The sequence below is a fragment of the Amycolatopsis sp. NPDC004625 genome (genome assembly GCF_040609695.1).
In the GTDB taxonomy this organism is placed as follows: Bacteria; Actinomycetota; Actinomycetes; order Mycobacteriales; family Pseudonocardiaceae; genus Amycolatopsis.
This window is the reverse complement of the sequence record NZ_JBEXKX010000010.1, coordinates 129,160-148,145: the sequence shown is the minus strand read 5'-3', so window position 1 is coordinate 148,145 and position 18,986 is coordinate 129,160. Positions and strand designations below refer to the sequence as shown.

Annotated in this window: 20 protein-coding genes; 13 read left to right on the top strand and 7 right to left on the bottom strand. The window is 66.9% G+C overall.

Annotated elements, in window-relative coordinates; all coding sequences use genetic code 11:
- Nucleotides 1-5: 5 nt before the first annotated feature.
- On the bottom strand, nt 6-557 hold the full coding sequence (locus ABZW17_RS14105) for a YbaB/EbfC family nucleoid-associated protein (RefSeq protein ID WP_354813196.1): 552 nt from the start codon (nt 555-557) through the stop codon (nt 6-8).
- A 144-nt stretch (nt 558-701) separates the two neighbouring features.
- On the opposite strand from ABZW17_RS14105, the gene map reads away from it, so the two are divergent.
- The 4 genes from map (at nt 702) to ABZW17_RS14085 (ending at nt 4,077) form a co-directional block, all read left to right on the top strand.
- Nucleotides 702-1,466 (top strand): type I methionyl aminopeptidase, encoded by a 765-nt coding sequence (gene map / locus ABZW17_RS14100; RefSeq protein ID WP_354813195.1) that lies wholly within the window; start codon nt 702-704, stop codon nt 1,464-1,466.
- Between the two features lie 9 nt (nt 1,467-1,475).
- On the top strand, nt 1,476-1,988 hold the full coding sequence (locus ABZW17_RS14095) for a GNAT family N-acetyltransferase (RefSeq protein WP_354813194.1): 513 nt from the start codon (nt 1,476-1,478) through the stop codon (nt 1,986-1,988).
- Between the two features lie 59 nt (nt 1,989-2,047).
- Nucleotides 2,048-2,893 (top strand): SDR family oxidoreductase, encoded by an 846-nt coding sequence (locus tag ABZW17_RS14090; RefSeq protein ID WP_354813192.1) that lies wholly within the window; start codon nt 2,048-2,050, stop codon nt 2,891-2,893.
- Between the two features lie 128 nt (nt 2,894-3,021).
- Entirely contained in the window at nt 3,022-4,077 is a 1,056-nt protein-coding gene (locus tag ABZW17_RS14085; RefSeq protein ID WP_354813190.1) for an alpha/beta hydrolase, read from the top strand.
- 687 nt (nt 4,078-4,764) lie between these two features.
- On the opposite strand, the gene ABZW17_RS14080 is transcribed toward ABZW17_RS14085, so the two are convergent.
- The 3 genes from ABZW17_RS14080 to ABZW17_RS14070 are packed head-to-tail and all read right to left on the bottom strand — an operon-like array spanning nt 4,765 to nt 7,754.
- Nucleotides 4,765-6,498, bottom strand: a complete 1,734-nt coding sequence (locus ABZW17_RS14080) for an AAA family ATPase (RefSeq protein ID WP_354813188.1) — start codon at nt 6,496-6,498, stop codon at nt 4,765-4,767.
- A gap of 33 nt (nt 6,499-6,531) precedes the next feature.
- Nucleotides 6,532-7,002 (bottom strand): NUDIX domain-containing protein, encoded by a 471-nt coding sequence (locus tag ABZW17_RS14075; protein WP_354813186.1) that lies wholly within the window; start codon nt 7,000-7,002, stop codon nt 6,532-6,534.
- Nucleotides 7,003-7,010: 8 nt separating this feature from the next.
- Nucleotides 7,011-7,754: a DUF5919 domain-containing protein gene (locus ABZW17_RS14070; RefSeq protein ID WP_354813184.1), complete on the bottom strand. Its 744-nt coding sequence runs from the start codon at nt 7,752-7,754 to the stop codon at nt 7,011-7,013.
- Nucleotides 7,755-7,991: 237 nt separating this feature from the next.
- Between ABZW17_RS14070 and ABZW17_RS14065 the strand changes: the two genes are divergently transcribed.
- The 9 genes from ABZW17_RS14065 to ABZW17_RS14025 all read left to right on the top strand — a co-directional run bounded on the left by ABZW17_RS14065 (nt 7,992) and on the right by ABZW17_RS14025 (nt 14,996).
- Nucleotides 7,992-8,216, top strand: coding sequence for a hypothetical protein (locus ABZW17_RS14065; RefSeq protein WP_354813182.1), 225 nt, complete (start codon nt 7,992-7,994; stop codon nt 8,214-8,216).
- Between the two features lie 23 nt (nt 8,217-8,239).
- Nucleotides 8,240-8,695 carry a hypothetical protein gene (locus tag ABZW17_RS14060; protein ID WP_354813180.1) on the top strand — a complete coding sequence of 152 codons (456 nt, stop codon included), beginning with the start codon at nt 8,240-8,242 and terminating at the stop codon, nt 8,693-8,695.
- A gap of 288 nt (nt 8,696-8,983) precedes the next feature.
- Nucleotides 8,984-9,271, top strand: a complete 288-nt coding sequence (locus tag ABZW17_RS14055; RefSeq protein WP_354813178.1) for a hypothetical protein — start codon at nt 8,984-8,986, stop codon at nt 9,269-9,271.
- Between the two features lie 137 nt (nt 9,272-9,408).
- A complete protein-coding gene (locus ABZW17_RS14050; protein ID WP_354813176.1) occupies nt 9,409-9,678 on the top strand; it encodes a hypothetical protein in 270 nt (89 codons plus the stop codon).
- 330 nt (nt 9,679-10,008) lie between these two features.
- Nucleotides 10,009-11,565, top strand: coding sequence for an FtsK/SpoIIIE domain-containing protein (locus ABZW17_RS14045; RefSeq protein ID WP_354813364.1), 1,557 nt, complete (start codon nt 10,009-10,011; stop codon nt 11,563-11,565).
- Nucleotides 11,562-11,948 (top strand): hypothetical protein, encoded by a 387-nt coding sequence (locus ABZW17_RS14040; protein WP_354813174.1) that lies wholly within the window; start codon nt 11,562-11,564, stop codon nt 11,946-11,948. Before ABZW17_RS14045 ends, ABZW17_RS14040 begins: the two co-directional genes overlap by 4 nt.
- Nucleotides 11,948-13,543 carry a replication initiator gene (locus tag ABZW17_RS14035; protein ID WP_354813172.1) on the top strand — a complete coding sequence of 532 codons (1,596 nt, stop codon included), beginning with the start codon at nt 11,948-11,950 and terminating at the stop codon, nt 13,541-13,543. The genes ABZW17_RS14040 and ABZW17_RS14035 overlap by 1 nt, the downstream gene beginning before the upstream one ends.
- A 14-nt stretch (nt 13,544-13,557) precedes the next feature.
- Complete coding sequence (locus tag ABZW17_RS14030) at nt 13,558-13,746, top strand: helix-turn-helix domain-containing protein (protein WP_354813170.1); 189 nt, start codon at nt 13,558-13,560, stop codon at nt 13,744-13,746.
- Entirely contained in the window at nt 13,746-14,996 is a 1,251-nt protein-coding gene (locus ABZW17_RS14025) for a site-specific integrase (protein WP_354813168.1), read from the top strand. The genes ABZW17_RS14030 and ABZW17_RS14025 overlap by 1 nt, the downstream gene beginning before the upstream one ends.
- A 92-nt stretch (nt 14,997-15,088) precedes the next feature.
- On the opposite strand, the gene ABZW17_RS14020 is transcribed toward ABZW17_RS14025, so the two are convergent.
- The 3 genes from ABZW17_RS14020 to ABZW17_RS14010 all read right to left on the bottom strand — a co-directional run bounded on the left by ABZW17_RS14020 (nt 15,089) and on the right by ABZW17_RS14010 (nt 18,918).
- Nucleotides 15,089-16,294 carry an acyl-CoA dehydrogenase family protein gene (locus ABZW17_RS14020; protein WP_354813166.1) on the bottom strand — a complete coding sequence of 402 codons (1,206 nt, stop codon included), beginning with the start codon at nt 16,292-16,294 and terminating at the stop codon, nt 15,089-15,091.
- Nucleotides 16,295-16,316: 22 nt separating this feature from the next.
- Entirely contained in the window at nt 16,317-17,612 is a 1,296-nt protein-coding gene (locus ABZW17_RS14015) for an acyl-CoA dehydrogenase family protein (protein WP_354813362.1), read from the bottom strand.
- A 100-nt stretch (nt 17,613-17,712) separates the two neighbouring features.
- The gene (locus tag ABZW17_RS14010; protein WP_354813164.1) at nt 17,713-18,918 is read right to left on the bottom strand and encodes a low temperature requirement protein A; all 1,206 of its coding nucleotides are present in this window, start codon (nt 18,916-18,918) and stop codon (nt 17,713-17,715) included.
- Nucleotides 18,919-18,986 lie beyond the last annotated feature (68 nt).

Below are 18,986 nucleotides of genomic sequence, written 5' to 3'. Positions count from 1 at the left end.
CCGTCCTACCAGGGGTTGCTTTCACCGTCGTCCTCGTCCGGCGCGGGCCGGGGACGACGACGCGGCTGGCCGTGCTGCGGGGGCTGCGGCGGGCCGGGTGGCGGCCGGTGCGGGGGTGCCGGCGGCCGCGGCGGCCGGTCCTCGGCTTCCTGCTCCGGCATGAAGACGTCGCTCTTGCCCGGCGGCGGCGTTCCCGGCTCCGGTTCGGGGGCCGGCAGGAACTCGTCGAGCAGCTCGCGGGCGGCCGAGCTCTCGCCGACCATGCCGCTGAACGCGTCGGCGACCTCGGCCGAGACCTTCTGCTGCGCCCGGCCGATCAGCTGCAGGACCTGGGCGGAAAGGGCTTGCGGGGGCCGTTCGTACGCGCGGGGGCCGAACCGGAGGTCCTGCAGCACGCCGCTCGGGCCCACGGTCACCGTGACCGCCCCGTCGGGCGACTGCACGGTGGCGACGGCGGAACGCAGTTTCTCCTGCGCGGCCGCGGCTTTCGCCTGGATTTCCTCGAGTTCGACGGTGAACGCGGCCAGCGGATCACCGGCGGGTCCTGACTGTGTCACTTTGTCCTCGTCGCGAGAGAGGTGGGGAACGGGAGAAGTCAATCAGCGCTGCCTGAACTCCGGATGACACGCACCGAGCCACCGGCTGAACGAGGTCGCCGCCACCTGCTGGACACCAATACTTATACCGGTATAGTTATCGACATGGTCGAGATCAAAACCGAAACCGAGCTGGCGGTCATGCGCGAAGCCGGGCGGGTCGTGGCGAAGACGCTGGACACGGTCAAGGAGGCCGCCGCGATCGGCGTCTCCCTGCGCGAACTGGACGAGATCGCCGCGCAGGTGATCAGCGAAGCCGGCGCCAAGCCGTCGTTCCTGCACTACCAGCCGCGGTCCGCGCCGACGCCCTACCCGGGGGTCATCTGCGCCAGCGTCAACGACGTCGTCGTGCACGGCATCCCGACGGCGTACCGCATCCAGGACGGCGACCTCGTCAGCATCGACTGTGGCGCGATCGTCGACGGCTGGAACGGCGACGCCGCGATCAGCTTCGTCGTCGGGAACGCCGACCCCGCCGATCTATCACTGATAGAGGCGACCGAGCGTGCGCTCGCCGCCGGCATCGCGGCCGCGCAACCGGGCGCGAAGCTCGGCGACATCTCGTCCGCGATCGGCGCCGCCGGCCGCGCGTCCGGCTACGGCATGCTGGAGGACCACGGCGGTCACGGCATCGGCCGCGCGATGCACGAGGACCCGCACCTGCCGAACGAGGGCCGCGCGGGCCGCGGGATGCGGCTCAAGCCGGGACTCGCGCTGGCGATCGAGCCGATGCTCACCCGCGGCGGCGACGCCTACCGGCACGCCGAGGACGGCTGGTCGCTGCTCACCGTCGACGGCAGCCGCGCCGCGCACGTCGAGCACACCATCGCCATCACCGAAGACGGCCCGCGGGTGCTCACCGTGCGGTAGACAGAGGAGATGGACAACATCGTCATCCGATCGGGTGACTCTGGGGACGCTGACACGCTGCTGCGCTTCTTCGACGAAGCCGTGGAATGGCTGGTGGCGCGCGGCAGCTCGAAGCAGTGGGGAACCGAACCGTGGAGCCGTGTCCCCACGCGTGTCGAACGGGTCAAGACGATGGCCGCGGACCCGGGGTTGCGCATCGCGGTCGTCGACGGCGAGGCCGCCGGCGCGCTGATCGTCTCGGAGGAGCGCGATCCGCACGTCCCGGCGGTTAACGAGCGTGAACTGTATGTCCGATTGCTGATCACGTCCCGGCGGTTCACCGGGCGGCGCGTCGGCGGACGCCTGGTCGAGTACGCGCTCGACGAGGCGCGGCGGCGCGGCATCGACCTCGTGCGCGTCGACTGCTGGGCCGGCGGCGACGGCGAGCTGCAGCGGTACTACGAGAGCCAGGGGTTTTCGCCGACCGTGCAGTTCACCGTCGACGACTGGGTCGGTCAGGTGCTGGAACAACGCGTGGGGTAGCGCGACGCGGCGGGACGGGCGACACTGTTGACGCGGTGCCAACAGACGAAGGAGTCGCCATGGCCGAGGAGCTCGCGGGCAAGGTCGTCGTCATCACCGGCGGCGGGCAGGGGATCGGCGCGGCGACCGCGTCGGCGCTGTCCCGGCTGGGCGCGAAGGTGGTGATCGGCGACCTCGACCAGGTCCGAGCCGAAAAGACCGCCGGCGAGCTGGGCGCCGACGCGCTGCCGCTGGACGTCACCGACATCCGCGGCTTCACGGAGTTCCTCGACGAGGTCGAACGCCGGCACGGCCGGATCGACGTGCTGATCAACAACGCCGGCATCATGCCGCTGGGCGAGCTCGAGTCGGAGACCGACGCGATGACCCGGCGCCAGCTGGAGATCAACCTGCACGCCGTCATCCACGGCACCCGCGAGGCGGTGAAGCGGATGCGGCCGCGGCGCAGCGGGCACATCGTCAACATCGCGTCGTTCGCGGGCAAGGCCGGCTTCCCCGGCGCGGCGACGTACTGCGCGACGAAGCACGCCGTCGTCGGGCTGTCCGAGGCGGTGCACCTGGAACTGCACGGCAGCGGCGTGCACGTCTCGTGCGTGATGCCGGCGATCGTGCGGACGGAACTCGCGAGCGGCCTCGGCGAGGCGAAGCTGTTCAAGTCCTCGCGGCCGGAAGATGTGGCCGACGCCATCGTATCCACGCTGCGCAAGCCTCGTTTCGACGTCTACGTGCCCCGCTCGGTGGGCACTATGGGCAAGCTCACCCGGCTGCTCCCGCGGCGGTTCGGCGAAGCGCTCTCGCGGGCGCTCAAGGCGGACCGGCTTTTGGCTTCGGCGGCCCATTCCCCGGCCCGCGCGGCGTACGAAGAGCGAGCCGCGGAAAGCGCCCCGGGAGCGGGCGCGGAGTAACTCGGACGGCCCAGCGACTGTCCGATTTGGACGTGCTTGCCGGGTGCTTGCGGGCGTGGCCCTGTTGAGTCCGCCCGCTTCGCCCGGCAAGATTGCCTCCGAGTCCGTTTCCAGGAGGCGCGAAGAAAATGGCTTCACCACCCGCACGGCTGGCCGCCGCGGCGTCGAACGTGGTCGGCAAGGTGCTGCACGGCGGCGTCGCCGACCTGCGCCCGATGCCGCGGGTGCTGATCGACCAGGGCCCCAACCGTTCGCTGTACCGCATGACGCACAGCAGCCGCCCGGTGTCCGGGCCCCCGATCCTGCTGGTGCCACCACTGGCGGCGCCGGCGATCTGCTTCGACCTGCGCCGCGGCTGCAGCCTGCTCGAGCACCTGGTCGAGGGCGGCCGCAACGCCTACCTCGTCGACTACGGCATGGTCGCGTTCTCCGACCGCCGCCTGGGCATCGAGCACTGGATCGACGAGGTCCTGCCCCGCGCGATCCGGCGCGTGAGCGCCGACGCGGGCGGCCAGGACGTGCACCTGGTGTCGTGGTCGCTGGGTGGGATCTTCTCGCTGCTGGTGAACGCCGACCAGCCGGACCTCCCGATCGCGTCGATCACCGCGATCGGCTCACCGGTGGACTTCACGGCGATCCCGATCGTGGCCCCGTTCCGCCCCCTGGTCGACCTGACGAACGGCCACCTGCTGACCCCGATCTACCGCGCCTTCGGCGGCGCACCGTCCTATTTGGTCAGCCGAGTGTTCCGCGCAACGGGCATCAGCAAGGAGATCACGAAGCCCCTGGCGATTTTGAAGAACCTCGACGACCGGGACTACCTGGCCCAGATCGAGGCGGTCGACCACTTCATGAGCAACATGTACGCCTACCCGGGGCGCACGTTCGGCCAGCTGTACCACCGCCTGTTCCGCACGAACGACCTGGCGGAGGGCAAGGTGGACCTGAACGGCCGCATCATTTCCCTGTCGTCGGTCCGGGTACCGACGCTGGTGGTGGCGGGCGAGAACGACACAATCGCGCCGAGGCCGTCGGTGGAGCGCGTGGTGGAGCTGCTGGACAAGGCCCCGGAGGTCCGTTTCAAGACGGCCCCGGGCGGCCACTTGGGCGTCCTGACCGGCCGCAAGGCCCGCGGCACGACGTGGCGGTACCTGGACGAGTTCCTGGACGACCAGATTTCCTGAACGCGCTGAAGGCCACCCGGTCGGCGGGTGGCCTTCAGTGGTCTTACTTCAGTTCAGCTGACGTCTTCCCGAGGATCCGCCGGGCCACGATCAGCTGCTGGATCTGCTGCGTCCCCTCGAAGATGTCCAGGATTTCTCAGCTGGATTTCGCTGGTCTCGCTCATCTCGCCGTAAACGGCCTCTGAGCTGCGCTGATGCGTCTCGCTAGTTCTCGTCGTCTGTCGCTGCTCCTTGGCCTCTGACGGCCTGGAGACGGCCTGGCGAACCAGCCACACCTACCCCTGCATCCCGATACGAAGCCAGCACGCGGCCGGTGGTGCCGGGTCAAGACACGCTTCACCGTCTTGACGCGGTGCTACCGGCCGTTGTCACGATCCGGCGTCGGGATGGAGGTCCCTCACGACGGTGCGTAACGGAGATCGAGTCACGAACGAACCATATGAGACAGCCGCTCGCAGAGGAGGCCGACGTTGGCCCTGGGGACCCATGTGTCGCCGCCGCGCGGCGCTGCGCCAGGTGACCCGCTGGCGGCCGCACCGCCCGGCCGGCGGGCGAAGCGGAGCGGCAGCCCGCCGTGTCGGAAGCGGATGCGGCCGCCCAGGCGAGGGGCTACGAAGGCGACAGGCGCGCCGCCAGCGGCGGCGCGCTCTTGATCCCATAGAGCCAAGTTCGGCAGCAGACGTGGGCTCATTCCTTCGAGCTGGCCTCGTGGTCAATGCCGAAGTAGTTGACAAGCTTTGCCATGAAGTTGCTTAGCTCACCGGTTGGACTGTTATGCGCTCCCGCCTCCAAAGCTGCCGTAACAAAAGATGGCCCATGACCTGCATTGACGTCAGGGAACCACCGCTCAAGTTCGCCCACTGGAACGACGAAAATCCCAGCCTTTTCGAGGTTGCCGATCAGCCTGTTAGCTGCCAACCTCGGCTCTCCCGTAAGGCTGGCCAACCCGGCGCGTTTGATTTCCGACCATCCAGATTTATTTTTCACGGCCTTCGCAATTGCGGATGACTCGGCATCTGTAATGCTACTGTCATCTCGTCGTCGCAGGACTTCGCGGACTGCGACTTTCAATTCTCGAACGGTTGCCCCGGCTGCTCGGTTCTTCATTTCATTCAGCAATGAATCGAGGTCGGCTTCGTACAGTGCCCAGTCTTCATTGGCGGCATCAACAATATCACGCATAAGGACCTTGTCGTTTAAAAGGTCAATATCTGCGATTACGGCCGCCTGAACATCGAATGCGCGAAGTTCGCGGAGGGCTTTCGCTAAGCGGGCTTTTCCGTTGGTGTGCGTGAGGTGCAAATCGTGCTCAATTTGACCCGATAGGTGAACGTCCAAGCATGCGGAATAGAACCGACAATCCCCGTCCGACTCGCAGAGCACTACGCCGCGCTGAAATAGACCGTCGAGCATGCGTGAGTACCGCAGCAGTGGGTCGGACCAAAGGTTTGCTACCCGGGCTGCCGAAAGCGGGTTTCGCACCCTTCGGCCGGATGAGTCAATCGATAATCGAAGAATTTTTACTTCTTTTCCGCCTTTTGAATCGAGTATGCCCTCGATAACGTCGCTGCTGTGAGTAGCAACGATAACCTGACCATCGCTCGGGGTTTTCTCTACGAGGAATTTTCCTAGAAGTCTCGCCTGGGGAGGATGCAAAAACGCCTCTGGCTCATCTATGAGAACTAGGGGCATATCAGACGCGATGGTGGTCAAGAGGATTCCAACGAAGCTTTTTACTCCGTCGCCTTGCTCCTCGATAGATTGTAGCCTGGCGTAGGCTTCCATTAGCTCCCTGCTTGGTGGGAGTGTTTCTTCCTCGCTCTTCACCGAGCCGATGAGCAGCTTCTGTTGCTGTGCGAACCGGTTCAGGCAAATCTCGAACCCAAAGGCACGCTTTACCATTCCCGAGAAAGATTTTTCCAGGGCGCGATCATCCCATAGTTTGTGAATTGGTTCGAATGCTGTGGCGAGTGGGTCTCGTGCAGCTGCCGCCAACGGAATTCCGCCGCGAGCGAGCGCTTCTAGGTGAACGACCACATGGCGAGCGAGTGCACCTAGGTGTGAGTCCTGGAACCACTGAGCGCGTGCGCCATCCCTTGACAACAATTGCTGGCCATTTGGGTCGTAGATGCCAAAGTCAAAATTATTTGCTTGTGCAACCCAGGATGGTAGGTGTCTACCGATTCGACTAAACCATTCGTCAAACTTGGCTTCATCTTTTTCTCGGTCAGCCGCTATCGCCCTCAGCCAAAGCGATTGCTGAGGGTAGATAACTCCATTTAACACCGCCATATTGATCTCGCGAAGAAGGGCAGACTTGCCGGCATTGTTAGGGCCGACGACGACAGTCAGTCCTTGTATGGGTAAGTCTTCAGTGGAACCGTCCTTGAATGTTAGTTCGCGTATTCCGTACCGCAGCATACGGGTTCTCCTGAGAATGGTTTGCTTTCAATGTTATGTGAATGCCACGTCGGAATTTGGATTGAGTGAATCCTCGATTCTCTTGAGAATTGAAGGATGAATATTAACCTGATCGAGCTCTTGTCGTTTTAGCCAGGCAACTTCAGAGCTTTCGCTGCTGGTGCGCGCAACTCCACCTAATTTCTTCGCGCGAAAGCAGATCGAGAACTCTTGCCTGACTTCGCCGTCATCATAGGCGATAACGTGCTTCGGATCCGAGTATAAGCCGACCACGCCCACTATCTCGCACTCAAAACCGGTCTCCTCGCGAACCTCCCGGACCGCAGTCTCAGATAGGGTTTCGCCAAGCTCCAGTTGGCCGCCTGGGATCGAGTACAGGTTGTTGTCGGTGCGCTTGATCATCAAGATCTGGCCTTGGTCGTCCTGAATGAACACCGATACCGCTACCGCGATGCTGTTGGCCTTGGGCGCGTTTGGGTCGTTGTAGTAGTCGACTCGGGTCATGCTGCCTCCTAAAAGGTGGCTGGCTTGGCGAGGTTCCAGACTGACTCGAAGCTCTCCGAGTACGTCTCGAAGAGGTCCCCAGCGGATAGTCTCCGCAGGTGGAGGGATGGAGCGTGGGCTCCCTGGAACCCGTAAACGTGCGTGTTGATGATCATCTCGTCGTCGAACCGGAAGATCGAGTTGTAAAGCGTCGTGTTGTGGAACCGCATCTCCACCCCGTCGACGCCGATGAGGGGCCGGTAGAACGCCAGGGCGTTGCGGATGCGCGCTGCGAGCGTCCCGTCGCCCAACTGCTCTTCCTCGCCGCGCAGCGCAACGCTGTCCCCTTCGGGATCTCCGAAGACGAGCCGGATCTTCGCGCCGGCCGCTGCCTTGGCTGTGAGGTCCTTGATGAACCGCGGACGTTCCACCAGGAACAACGCCGCGTGTACCAGGATCTCGACGGTCTCCGAAGCTTCCTTGATTAGCCGGTCCCACAGCTCGACAGGGACGGCGTTGCGGTGCGGGAACACCTGCACTAGCTCGGCGGCGGCCGTCTCGGCCTTGCGCTCCGGGGCCACGGAGTCCGGCCACAGGTAGGTCTCTGACTCGCGCGCCATGGCGGCGATCTTGTGCCGGTGCTTGGGGTAGGGCGTCCGGTTCTTGGTAATCCAGCGCTCGACGGTCTTCTGATCGACCCCAACGGCCTTGGCGACCTGCTCCAACGTCAGGCCGTTGCGCAGGAGCGCGTCACGCAAGCGTTCGTTCGGCATCGCCACCCCTTGGGACGTGTAGGGACGTCTTCGACGGTACCAGGGACGTCCCGAGATGTCCCGCCACGTGGTGATCACGTCCCGCGTTTTGGCGGAGTCTGGGTGTCAGGTTGCCGGGACAGGCCCGGTGGCCAGGACACCGAGGAGGTAGGCGTGACCATAGCAACCGCCGTCCGGCCGGCTGGCTTGGACGAGCGTGCGGTACCTCGCCGACGTGCGGCGTAAGCGCGGCGTGGCATGCGCGACACGGTTCAGATCCACGTCACGGCTGATCTGCCGATTCGTGTCACGGCGCTGACGTACGCAAACCGCGCGGAAGTCCGGTTCGGCAAGGCGTTCCCGGTGGTCCTGCTCGTGGACTCCGACGCCATCGCTGTGCTGCGGAGGGAACTGGACGAGGTGAGCGCGGCACTGGACGCCGCAGCGGCACGAGGCGGAGAGCCTCCCGAAGCTACCGACTAACAGACGACACAAGGGAATTCAGCATGGCTATCGACAAGGGACACCGGTTCAACATCGGCTTCGACGACGCGTTCCCGCAGGGCTTGGTGATGGTGGGCGAAGTGTCGCCGGACAACGAGTACCAGTCGCGTGAGGATCGGGCTGTCAATCGCCCGGCGCGGCAGCGGGTGGACGAGGTGACCGGTAAGCGGCAGTGGAAAGCCACGGTCACCGATCCGGGCGAGACGCGGGCGAAGCGGGCTTCGTTCGAGATCACGCTGCTGGCTGACGTGCAGCCGGTTCCGGCTACCTCGGAGGCGCTGCCGGGTATGCGGCCGATCGAGCTGGAAGGGCTGACGGCTGAGCCGAAGGTGGCCGGGCAGGGCGAGTTCAAGTACCAGTCCTACGTCTTCCGTGCGACGGGCTTCAGGGCGGCCGGGAGTGGTTCGAAGTCGGCGCGCTCGGCCACGGCTGGCGAAGCTGCGGCCAAGGCGGCGTGAGCGGGATGAACACGTCCGGGCCGGTTCGGGATGCTGCGGCGTTCAGCGAGCTGGTCCGGGCGTGGGAGCAGGCATACCGCGACTACATGGCGGCGTGGGAGCACGGGACGCGGGTGCTCTCCCAAGGCGCATCCATGAACACGGCAAACGCAGCAGAGCGAGTATCACGGGCGTGGCACGAGTTGGCCCAGTCGCGGGGGTTGCCATGGTGGTGCGTGGCGGCTCTGGAGTCGGCGGCCGAGGGATTTGCCGAGTTGGCGCGGGATTGGGCGAGTAAGGCAGACGGTGATGGGGCTTCGGGTCGACGGGTTCGGCGTGACGTGGACGGTCGAGTCCCAGGATTCGGTGACGGTCGAGGAGACCGGGACGCATCCGGCCAGTCCACCGGTGCTGGTGGTGACCGGGTCAACGTCGGTGGTGTCCCTGGCCGTGCCCGGGGAGCCGGACGCGTGGCCGGCCTGCGTGGCGTTCCTGCACCGGCTCCGGGACGGGGTCGAGGAGCTGGCGGCGCTGCTGACGGTCCGCGCGGCGGCTCCGGCCGAGCGTGATGGGGGCGGCGAAGGTGGCTCCGGTTGAGGGTCGGCGGCCTCAAACGCTGAGCGAAGCGCGCGACGACGCATTGGCAGACGCTCTGAGGTAGGGCCGCGTTGATTTCACTTTGTTGGCCTTGAGAGATACGCAGACCGCGCGGGCGGTCGATGAATTGAGGATTGATGAGTGATCGTGCAGTGGTGGGTTCGTGGCTGCGGCGTGTACGCGAGCTGCGGGACGAGACGGTGGAGGTGGTGGCCGAGCGGGCCGGTATTGGCGCAGTGGAGCTCGCCGAGTTGGAGTGCGGGTGCCGGTGGCTGCGGGATGCCGAAATCATGGTGGGATTGGCGCAGGCGCTTGAGGTCAACTCGTACATGATGTGGGGTCGCGTGGTTCGCGAAGTGAAGGCGGAGCTCAAGTGTGACGAGGAGAGGGTCGCGCTTGTGGACTGATTAGACCGGAAAATCCGAATATTCTCTGATTGACGCGCGCGGGGACGTGTGGCGCTGAAACGCGTCTCCGTGCGCCCAAATTTGATCCCTTTGAAGCGCAGAACCGGTTCGTGGCTACCAACCTTTTCGCCGGTTCTGCGCCTGTCCACTGGAGAAGTGAACAATGCAGACGATAAATGATGACAACCGACTCCAGTCAACCGGGGTCACCCGGATGCGCTGCGCGGAATGTCAGAAGTTCGCTCGGCTGCTGCCGGGTGAAACCAAGTGCGCGTCCTGCTTGGGCGCCTTGCCGCTGGATCTTTCGGCGGCGCGGCGGGGTGGTCGACGATGACGTCTCCTGGTGTTCTCGTGGTTGCCCTGGCCGGCCTCGGTCTCGGCGTGTGGGTGCTGCACAAGGTCGGCCGTGCCCTGGCTTCGATCCTGGAAGCCCTGGCTGCGGCTGCCGTGGTGTTCGTAGCGCTGTGGTGGCTGTGCAAGGCAGTGGTGTGGATGCTCGCGCAGGTCGTGATCCGGTGGCGGACCAGCCTCACCGTGATCGCCGTCTACGCCTGGTGCGAGTTGCTCGGCTGGTTCTCCTTGGCGATCATCCTGGGCAGCATCGCGGCCATCTCGGCGGCATGGTGGGCGTTCGATGCTGTCTCGTTCGATCAGTGGTGCTGGCGGTTCCTGCGCTCGTGGTGGGCTCGGTGGGCGGTCTACGGGCGGAAGCTGCCGGAGTGGCTGCACGCGTGCGGTCTGTCGGTGCGGGACGAGGCGTTGCCGGTGGTGGTGAACGTGAACCTCGTCGGCCGTCGACGTGCGTTGTCCCGGTCGACGTCGAACCGGCCGAATGCGCGGCTGCCCAAGGTGCTCGACGTCCGCTCCGGCGCGTCGTGGGACGAGGTGCGGGTGGAGCTCGTGGCCGGGCAGAAGCCAGAGGACTTCGACGAGGCCGCCCGGGCCTTGGCCGTCGCGCGCAAGGTCGCTCGCTGCCAGGTCCGTGAACTGGCACCCAACGTCGTGTCGATCGACTTCCAGCGGCGTGACCTGCTCGGCGGCGGAGTGGCCGGCCCCCAGGTGCCGGACGGCGTCGACTCGACCGGCGTGGACCTGCGCAACGTCTGGGCGGGGCGGACCGAGTATGGGCGTGACTGGCGGGTGCCGCTGCTGGGCTCCGGTGCGCACTGTCTGACCGCCGGTGCTTCGGGCGCGGGCAAGAACTCGGTGATGTGGTGCCCGCTCGTGGCGGCCGCGTTGGCGATCCGGGCCGGGGTGGTGCGCATGTCCGGGATCGACCCGAAGGGCATGGAACTCGCCTACGGGCGTGGGATCTTCTCCCGCTACGCGGTCGGCGGCAAGGATGCCGTGGAACTGCTTGACGGCCTGGTGGAGGAGATGGAATCGCGTAAGCGCGCGTTCGCCGGTCGGCTGCGGACGATCCCGGTGTCGACGGATTATCCGTTGGAGCTGCTGGAGTTCGACGAGATCGGCGCGCTGACGAAGTACACGGATCGCAAGACTCGTGAGGCCATTGTGGAGCGTGTCGCGCTGCTGACGACGCAGGGGCGTGCGCTGGGGATCTCGGTCCGTGGTTACGTTCAGGAGCCCACCAAGGACACCGTCCCGGTCCGGGAGCTGTTCACCCGGCGGGTGTGTCTGCGGGTGACCTCGAAGACGCACGTCGGGATGGTCCTCGGCGACGGGGCGTATGAGCGTGGGGCGTGGGCGAACCGGATCGGCGACTCCGAAGCTGGCGTGGGCTACGTGTGGGGCGAGGGCATCCGTGAGCCGCTGCGCGTCCGGGCCGGGTGGGTCTCCGACTCCACGGTCAAGGCGCTGGAGGCGTATGTGACCAATGGGGGTGTCGCGGATCTGCGGCACGGCGGTGAGGGGGTGGCCGCGTGAACCGGCTGATGATCTTCCTCGACGCCATCCGTGATCACCTGGACTCCCACCAACTGCCGCCGGTGGCCACGGTCGATGTCAACGCCTGGTCGAGCCCGATCAAGGTCCAGCTCGATGCCGATGGCTTGTCCGAGGTCGCTCGGGCGCTGGTGGTGTGGGCGCACACGCTCGACGACGTCTCGGCCCAGTTGTGGCGGCTGCGGGATGGGAGGTGGGTACACATCTCGATCACCGGCCGGACGCCCTGCGGGATCCCCGTCCGCGTCTTCGGTGTGGTTCCGTTCGAGCCGAGCACGTTCCCGGACCTCCCGGCCGGGGCGAAGCAGGACATGCCCGTCTACCTGCTGCGTGGCTGGTCGACGCCCGGGGAGGTGGCGGCCTGATGAGTGAGACACGCGCCGATCGGATGCGGACCCCGCTGGCGGCTAACGTCATCCAGGCGACGGCGGAGAAGCACGGCGTCTGCGTCCGGCCCTTCACGATGGAGGTCGGCGACACCACGACCGGCGAACTCCGTTACGTCCCGGTGCCCTGCGGGTCCACTGTGGAGTCGGTGTGCCTGCCGTGTGCTCGGAAGGCGAAGGCGCTTCGGCAGGCCCAGTGCCGTGAGGGCTGGCACCTGGCCGAAGAACCTGTCCTCGCCGCTGAGCCGCCCTCGGAGGATCACCAGGAGCTGCTGACTTACCGGGCGGACCTGGTGGCGGCGTATCGGGAGGTGGCCGAGCACGACCAGGCGGAGGCTGAGGAGCTGCGGGAGGAGGTCGCCGGGGTTGATGCGGAACTTCGGCAACTCGGGATGCGGGGCCGGCTGCCCGCCCTCGACGTCCCGACCAAGCGAGCTGTGAAGCGGTCGACCAAGCGGCGGCAGGACGCGCCGAACCTGCCTCGACGGAAGGTCGCGAAGACGACGGTCGGCCGGGAGTTCGCGGGGAAGTTCCGGCCCTCGATGTTCGTGACCCTGACCTGCGACACCTACGGCCCGGTCCGTGGCGACGGCTCCCCGGTCGACCCAAGTCGATATGACTACCGGCGGGCAGCCCGGGACGCGGTGCACTTCTCCGCGCTGGTGGACCGGTGGTGGCAGAACCTGCGCCGGGTCGTCGGCTGGGACGCCCAGTACTTCGCCACGGTCGAGCCCCAACGTCGGGCCGCTCCGCACCTGCACGCGGCCATCCGGGGCTCGGTACCGCACGACGTGATCCGCCAGGTCACCGAAGCCACCTACCACCAGGTCTGGTGGCCGTCCCATGAAGAGATCGTCTACACCGACCGGCGCCCGGTTTGGGACGGTCCCGAACACGGGTTCGTCGACTCGGAGACGCGTCAGCCGCTGACGCGGTGGGACGACGCGGTGGAGGCCGTGGAGCGTCCGGCGCACGTCGTGCGGTTCGGGCGTCAGGTGCACTCGAAAGGCATCCTCGGCGGCACTGAAGAGGCCGGCCGCCACATCGGCTACCTGACCAAGTACCTCACGAAATCCACGGGTGAGGTGGTTGAGGCGGACAGCGCGGCCCAGGCCGATCACCACGACCGGCTTCACGCCGAGCTATCGGTCACGCCGTGTTCGCCGCGTTGCGCGGTCTGGCTGCTCTACGGCGTCCAGCCCAAGGGTGTCACGGGCAAGACCACGCCAGGGCATTGCAAGGGTCGGGCTCACCGCCGGACCACGCTCGGGCTGCCCGGCCGCCGGGTCCTGGTCTCGCGGAAGTGGTCGGGCAAGACGCTCGTTGACCATAAGGCCGACCGGCGGGCCTTCGTGCTCCAGGCGCTCGCGGCGGTCGGGATCGAGAAGCCGGAGGCCGACCGGTCACAGCAGGTCTGGCGCAAGGTCGAGCCCGGCGACCCGCAGGTACCGCCCCGGCCGCACCTGGTCATGCGTGCGATCGCCGAACGGATCACGTGGAAGGCCGAGTACGACCGGGCGCTACTGGCCGCCGAGAGACCTCCAGAAACTTCGGCAACTGGACTCGCGGCCTGATCAAAGGGGGACTAATGAACAACGTCAGCAACATCGATCGGCTCTGGACCGTCGAGGACGTCTCCGAGTACCTCGGCGTCCCGGTGAAGACGCTCTACCAGTGGAAATGGCGCGGCGAGGGCCCGCCGGTGAAGAAGATCGGCCGGCACCTGCGCTATGACCCGGCCAAGCTGCGCGCCTGGGTCGACGCGGAGGCGGCCTGATGGGACACATCCAAGATCGTTGGTATCGCCCCGCGCGGGATGCGGTGACCGGAAAGGTCATCCTCAACGCGCGGGGCAAGCCCGTCATGGAACGGTCCGAGCTGTACGGCATCGGGCTGCGATACAAGGTCCGCTACCTCGACCCGGACAACAACGAACGCTCGAAGTCTTTCGCGGACAAGCAGAAGAAGCGCGCCGAGGACTTCCTGATCGGCGTCGAATCCGACAAGCGCGAAGACAAGTACATCGATCCGCGCGCCTCGATGACGACGTTTCGTCAGCAGGCGGAGAGCTGGCTGAAGAGCCAGTCTCCGGACCCGGGCACGCGGTCGACCATCCTCAGTCGGCTCGAAAGCCAGATCTACCCGGTCTTCGAGACCAAGAAGGTCGGGCAGATCAAGCCGTCGACCATTCGTAACTGGGTCGGCTCGATGGAAGAGCGGAAGCTCTCGGACAACTACCAGGCGGTCTTGTTCAATACTGTCTCCGGCGTGATGGACTCGGCCGTGGACGACCGCCGGATTCGTGAGAACCCGTGCCACGCAAAGACCGTGCGGCGACCGGTCGCGAGTAGCCCGCCGATCGTCGTATGGCCGGAGGAACGGGTGCAGGCCGTGCGGTCGGGGCTGGTGGAACGGTTCAGGATCGCCGTACCGCTCGGTGCTGGGTTCGGTCTGCGGCAAGGTGAGATTCTTGGCTTCTCGCCGGACGACGTCGACCGAACGGCAATGACCGTGCGGATTCGCCGACAGATCAAGACGGTCAGGGGCGTGATGATGTTCGCGCTCCCCAAACGAGGCAAGGAGCGAACCATCCCGCTGTCGGCCGCCATGCTGGCCGAGATCGACGACCACGAGGACCGGTTCCCGTCCGTGGCCGTCACGCTGCCCTGGCAGAGCGCGGACGGCGATCCGGTGACGGCGCGGCTGCTGATGACCGGGGAAGGTGGCCGGCTGTACTCCGGAGACCTGTTCACGAAGGTTGTCTGGCACGGAGCGTTCCGGGCAGCCGAGGTCAAGTACCGAGGTCGTGCGGACGGGATGCACGCGCTCCGTCACTTCTACGCCTCGACGCTCCTGGCGCGTGCGGTGTCGATTACCGAGCTGGCCGACTACCTTGGGCACGCGGACCCGGGCTTCACGCTCCGGACGTACACGCACCTCGTGCCGTCGAGCCACCAACGGGCACGAGAGGCCGTAGACGCGGTGTTCGGACGGCCTGCCCTCGATGACGGCCTGGAGGCGGCCTGATCATGAAACCGGTCCCCGCCGACGCGAAAGCCGCCCGGTCGCAAAGCCCCAACGATGGGCAAGCGACCGGGCGGCTTTCCGTTACGTCACAACTACTTCAGCTCAGCAGACGTCTTCCCGAGAATCCGGCGAGCCACGATGAGCTGCTGAATCTGCTGAGTCCCCTCGAAAATGTCCAGGATCTTCGCGTCCCGAGCCCACTTCTCCAGCAACGACTCCTCGCTGTACGCCCCGGTCAGCTCGACGCACTTCAGGGCGATCTCCACCACCGATCGACCCGCCTTGGCCTTTGCCATTGACGCCTGCAGGGAATTCGGCTTGCGGTTGTCCGCCATCCACGCCGATTCCAGGGTCAGCAGGTACGCCGACTCGTAGTCCGCCTCCAGGCGCAGGAACTCCGCCGCTGCCGCGTGCTGGGCGTTCGCCGGGCGGTCGTAGTCGATCGTGACGCCAGCCGCCGTCAGGATCGAGCGTGTCTCTTCGAGGGCCGCGCGGGCTACGCCGATTGCCATGGCCGCCACGAGGGGACGGGTGTTGTCGAACGTCTGCATGACGCCCGCGAACCCCTTCTTCGTGTCGATCTCCGGCGTGCCCAAGAGGTTTTCGCGAGGGACGCGGCAGTTCTCGAAGCGCAGCACCGCCGTGTCGGAGGCGCGGATGCCGAGCTTGTGCTCCGTGCGCACCACCTCGAAGCCCGGCGTGCCCTTCTCCACCACGAACGACTTGATCGCCGCGCGGCCCTTGGACTTGTCCAGCGTCGCCCAGACGACCACCGCGTCGGCACGCTCGCCGGACGTCACGAAGATCTTCTCGCCGTTCAGCACGTAGTGGTCGCCGTCGAGACGGGCTGTCGTGCTCACCGCCGCCGAGTCCGAGCCGAAGTCCGGCTCGGTGATCGCCATCGCCGCCCACATGCCCGAGAAGCGCTCGAGCTGCTCGTCCGTCGCCACCGAGCTGATCGCCGCGTTGCCCAGGCCCTGGCGGGGCATCGACAGCAGCAGGCCGACGTCGCCCCAGCACATCTCGATCGTGCCGAGGACGACGTTGAGGTTTGCGCCGTTGCGGTTGCCCTTCCCCTTTTCGTCGGAGCCGGAGCGGCGCACGCCCGCCGCGCCCGCGCCGCCCTCGCCGGAGGAGTTGAGGCCGTCCAGCAGCGCCGCGAACATGTCGAGCTCGCTCGGGTACGTGTGCTCCGCGCGGTCGTACTTGCGCGAGATCGGCCGGAACACCTCGGCCGCGGCCTGGTACGCCTGGTTGATCAGCGCGCCGGCCTTCTTCGGAACTTCCAAGTTAATCATCGTTAACACGCCTTTCGAAAGCCTAGAGAAGGACGGCGCCTTCCATGACGCCGATGGCGCGCAGGTCCCGGTACCAGCGCTCGACCGGGTGCTCCTTGACGAAGCCGTGCCCGCCGAGCAGCTGCACGCCCGCGCTGCCGATCTGCATGCCCTTGTCCACCGCCAGCTTCCGCGCCAGCGCGACCTCGCGGGCGTAGGACTTGCCCTGCTCGGCCCGCGCCGCCGCGCGCAACGTCACCAGCCGCAGGCCCTCCAGCTCGATCGCGATGTCCGCGACGGAGAACGCGACCGCCTGCCGGTGGCTGATCGGCTCGCCGAACGCCACCCGCTCGTTGACGTAGGGGACGACGTAGTCCAGGACGGCCTTCGCGGTCCCGGCGGCCAGCGCGGCCCAGCCGAGCCGCGAGAGCCGCACGACCTCGGCGAAGACGTCCGCCTTGCCGCCGCCGAGCAGCGCGCCCGCCGGCAGCGCGACGCTCGAAAGGTGCAGCTTGCCGGTCGCGGCGCCGCGCAGGCCCATCGCCGGCTCGGTTTCGATCGACACGCCGGCGTTCGACGACTCGACGAGGAACAGCGCCGGCCCGCGGCCTTCGAGGTCGGCCGACACGATGAACAGCTCCGCCTGCGTCGCCCGCGGGACCAGCGACTTCACGCCGTCGAGCTGGTAGCCCTTCGGGGTCCGGCGCGCCTTCGTGGCGGGCTTGAACGGGTCGTAGAGCGCTTTCTGCTCCTGCAGGGCCAGCGCCGCGGCCGGCACGTGCTCGCCGGTGAACGCCGGCAGGTAGTCGGCCTGCTGCTGCTCGTCGCCCCAGCTGACCAGTGCGGTGCTGACCGCGGAGGGGGCGAGCACGGCGACGGCCAGGCCGAGATCGCCGTGCGCGAGCGCTTCCGCGACCAGCGCGTTCGTCACCACCGAGCGTTCCGTGCCGACGCCGCCGAGTTCCTCGGGGATGCCGACCAGGCTGATGCCCAGCTCGGCGGCCCGGGTCAGCAGTCCCTCGGGCGCCTCGAGCTTGGCGTCGGCGTCCGCGGCGGCCGGGCGCAGCTGCTCGGCGGCGAACTCCGTCACCGTTTCGACGATGAGCTGCTGGTCCTCGCTCGGCGTGAGGTCGAACAGCCCAGTGTCGGCGGCCGGCGTGAGACGCGCGGGCTTGCCCAGCTTCTGCACCGACTTGAACGACCGGGTCGCCGCGCCGGCGACGCGGAAGCCGTTGCGGGTGCCCGCGGTGACCAGGTCCTCGAGGGGCTTGCGCAGCCCGGCTCGATCGACGACCTTGCTCCCGGCCAGCCGGGTCAGCGCGGACAGGCCCCAGCCCATCGCGTCCCGTTTCCTTGGCGCAGCCATGTGGCCCTCCATCCCGTTACCTACTCGCGAGTAGGTTAACCCGGGAGACGGGATCGCGCCAGTGCGGGTCCGGTCACGAGTGCGCGGTGTGCACCTGCCGGCGCCATTCGGCGAAGCGCAGCCGTTCGAACGCGATGAGCCCGAGCACCAGCCCCGCGACGACCAGCAGCGACACGGCGGCGGGCACGTGCTCCAGCAAGGGTGTCGCCGCGACCAGCAGCACGCCGAGCACCAGCCGTTGGACGTTCCAGCTGCCGAGGTTGCGCTTGCGCAGGGAGCTCAGCGCGATCAGGTAGAGCGCGAGGCCGCCGGTCAGCGTCCAGATCGGCACGCCGTGCAGGGCCTCGCCGGGGGTGTGGTGCTCGGTGTCGGCGAGGTAGAGGAACGCCTTCTTCAGCCCGAGGGCGACCAGCACGATCCCGGCGATCAGCGGCAGGTGCAGGAAGGTGTAGGAGTCGGTGGCGAGCTTCGTGCGTTCGACGCCGGTCGCGCGCGTGAGCCGGTGCTCGGAGACGCGCGCGACGACGTCGAAGTACGTCCACCACATCCCCGCGGCCAGCGCGAGCCCGCACACCGCACCGCCGGCGACCAGCCACGACATCGGCAGCGCCCCGATCCCGATGCCGATCGCCACGATCGACTCGCCGAGCGCGATGATCACGATGAGCCCGAACCGTTCGGCGAAGTGCGCGGGCGCGTTGAGCCGCCAGCCGTCGGGTCCGGTGAGGTAGACGTTGAGGTAATCGATTCCCAGCGCCACCACCCACAAGCCGAGCTGCCAAGGCCCGCTCAGGAAGGCGGCGACGCCGAGCAGGACGACGCTGGGCAGCAGCCCGACGAACATCTTGAGCAGCACCCGCCGCAGTCCCGGGTCGTCCTTCGCCGCGCCCAGGTAGGCAACGAGGTGCAACAGCCGCACGAGCGCGTAGCAGACGACGAAGAGAGCGGGCGCGAACAGCCCGCCGGGGTGGTCGACGAAGGCTTCGGGAATGGTCAGCGACACCAGGAACATCACGGCCATCGCCCCGAACATCGCCAGCCGCGCGATCCCGTGGTCGACGTGGATGGTGTTCCCGAGCCAGGCGTAGGAGCACCAGCACCACCACAGCACGGCGAGCATGGCCAGCCCCTGCCCGACCCCGGCCGGGCTCAGGTGGTCGGCCATCAGCTGGGTGGTCTGGGTGATGGCGTAGACGAAGACCAGGTCGAAGAAGAGCTCGATGGTCGAGACGCGGTGGTCCTCATCCGCGCTCACCAGGTGCAGGCGTCTCGTGGGCACGACGAATTATGGACGAAACAAGGTCAAGAAGGTCCGGTTTCGGCGTAACGCCCTGCGCGAACATGGCC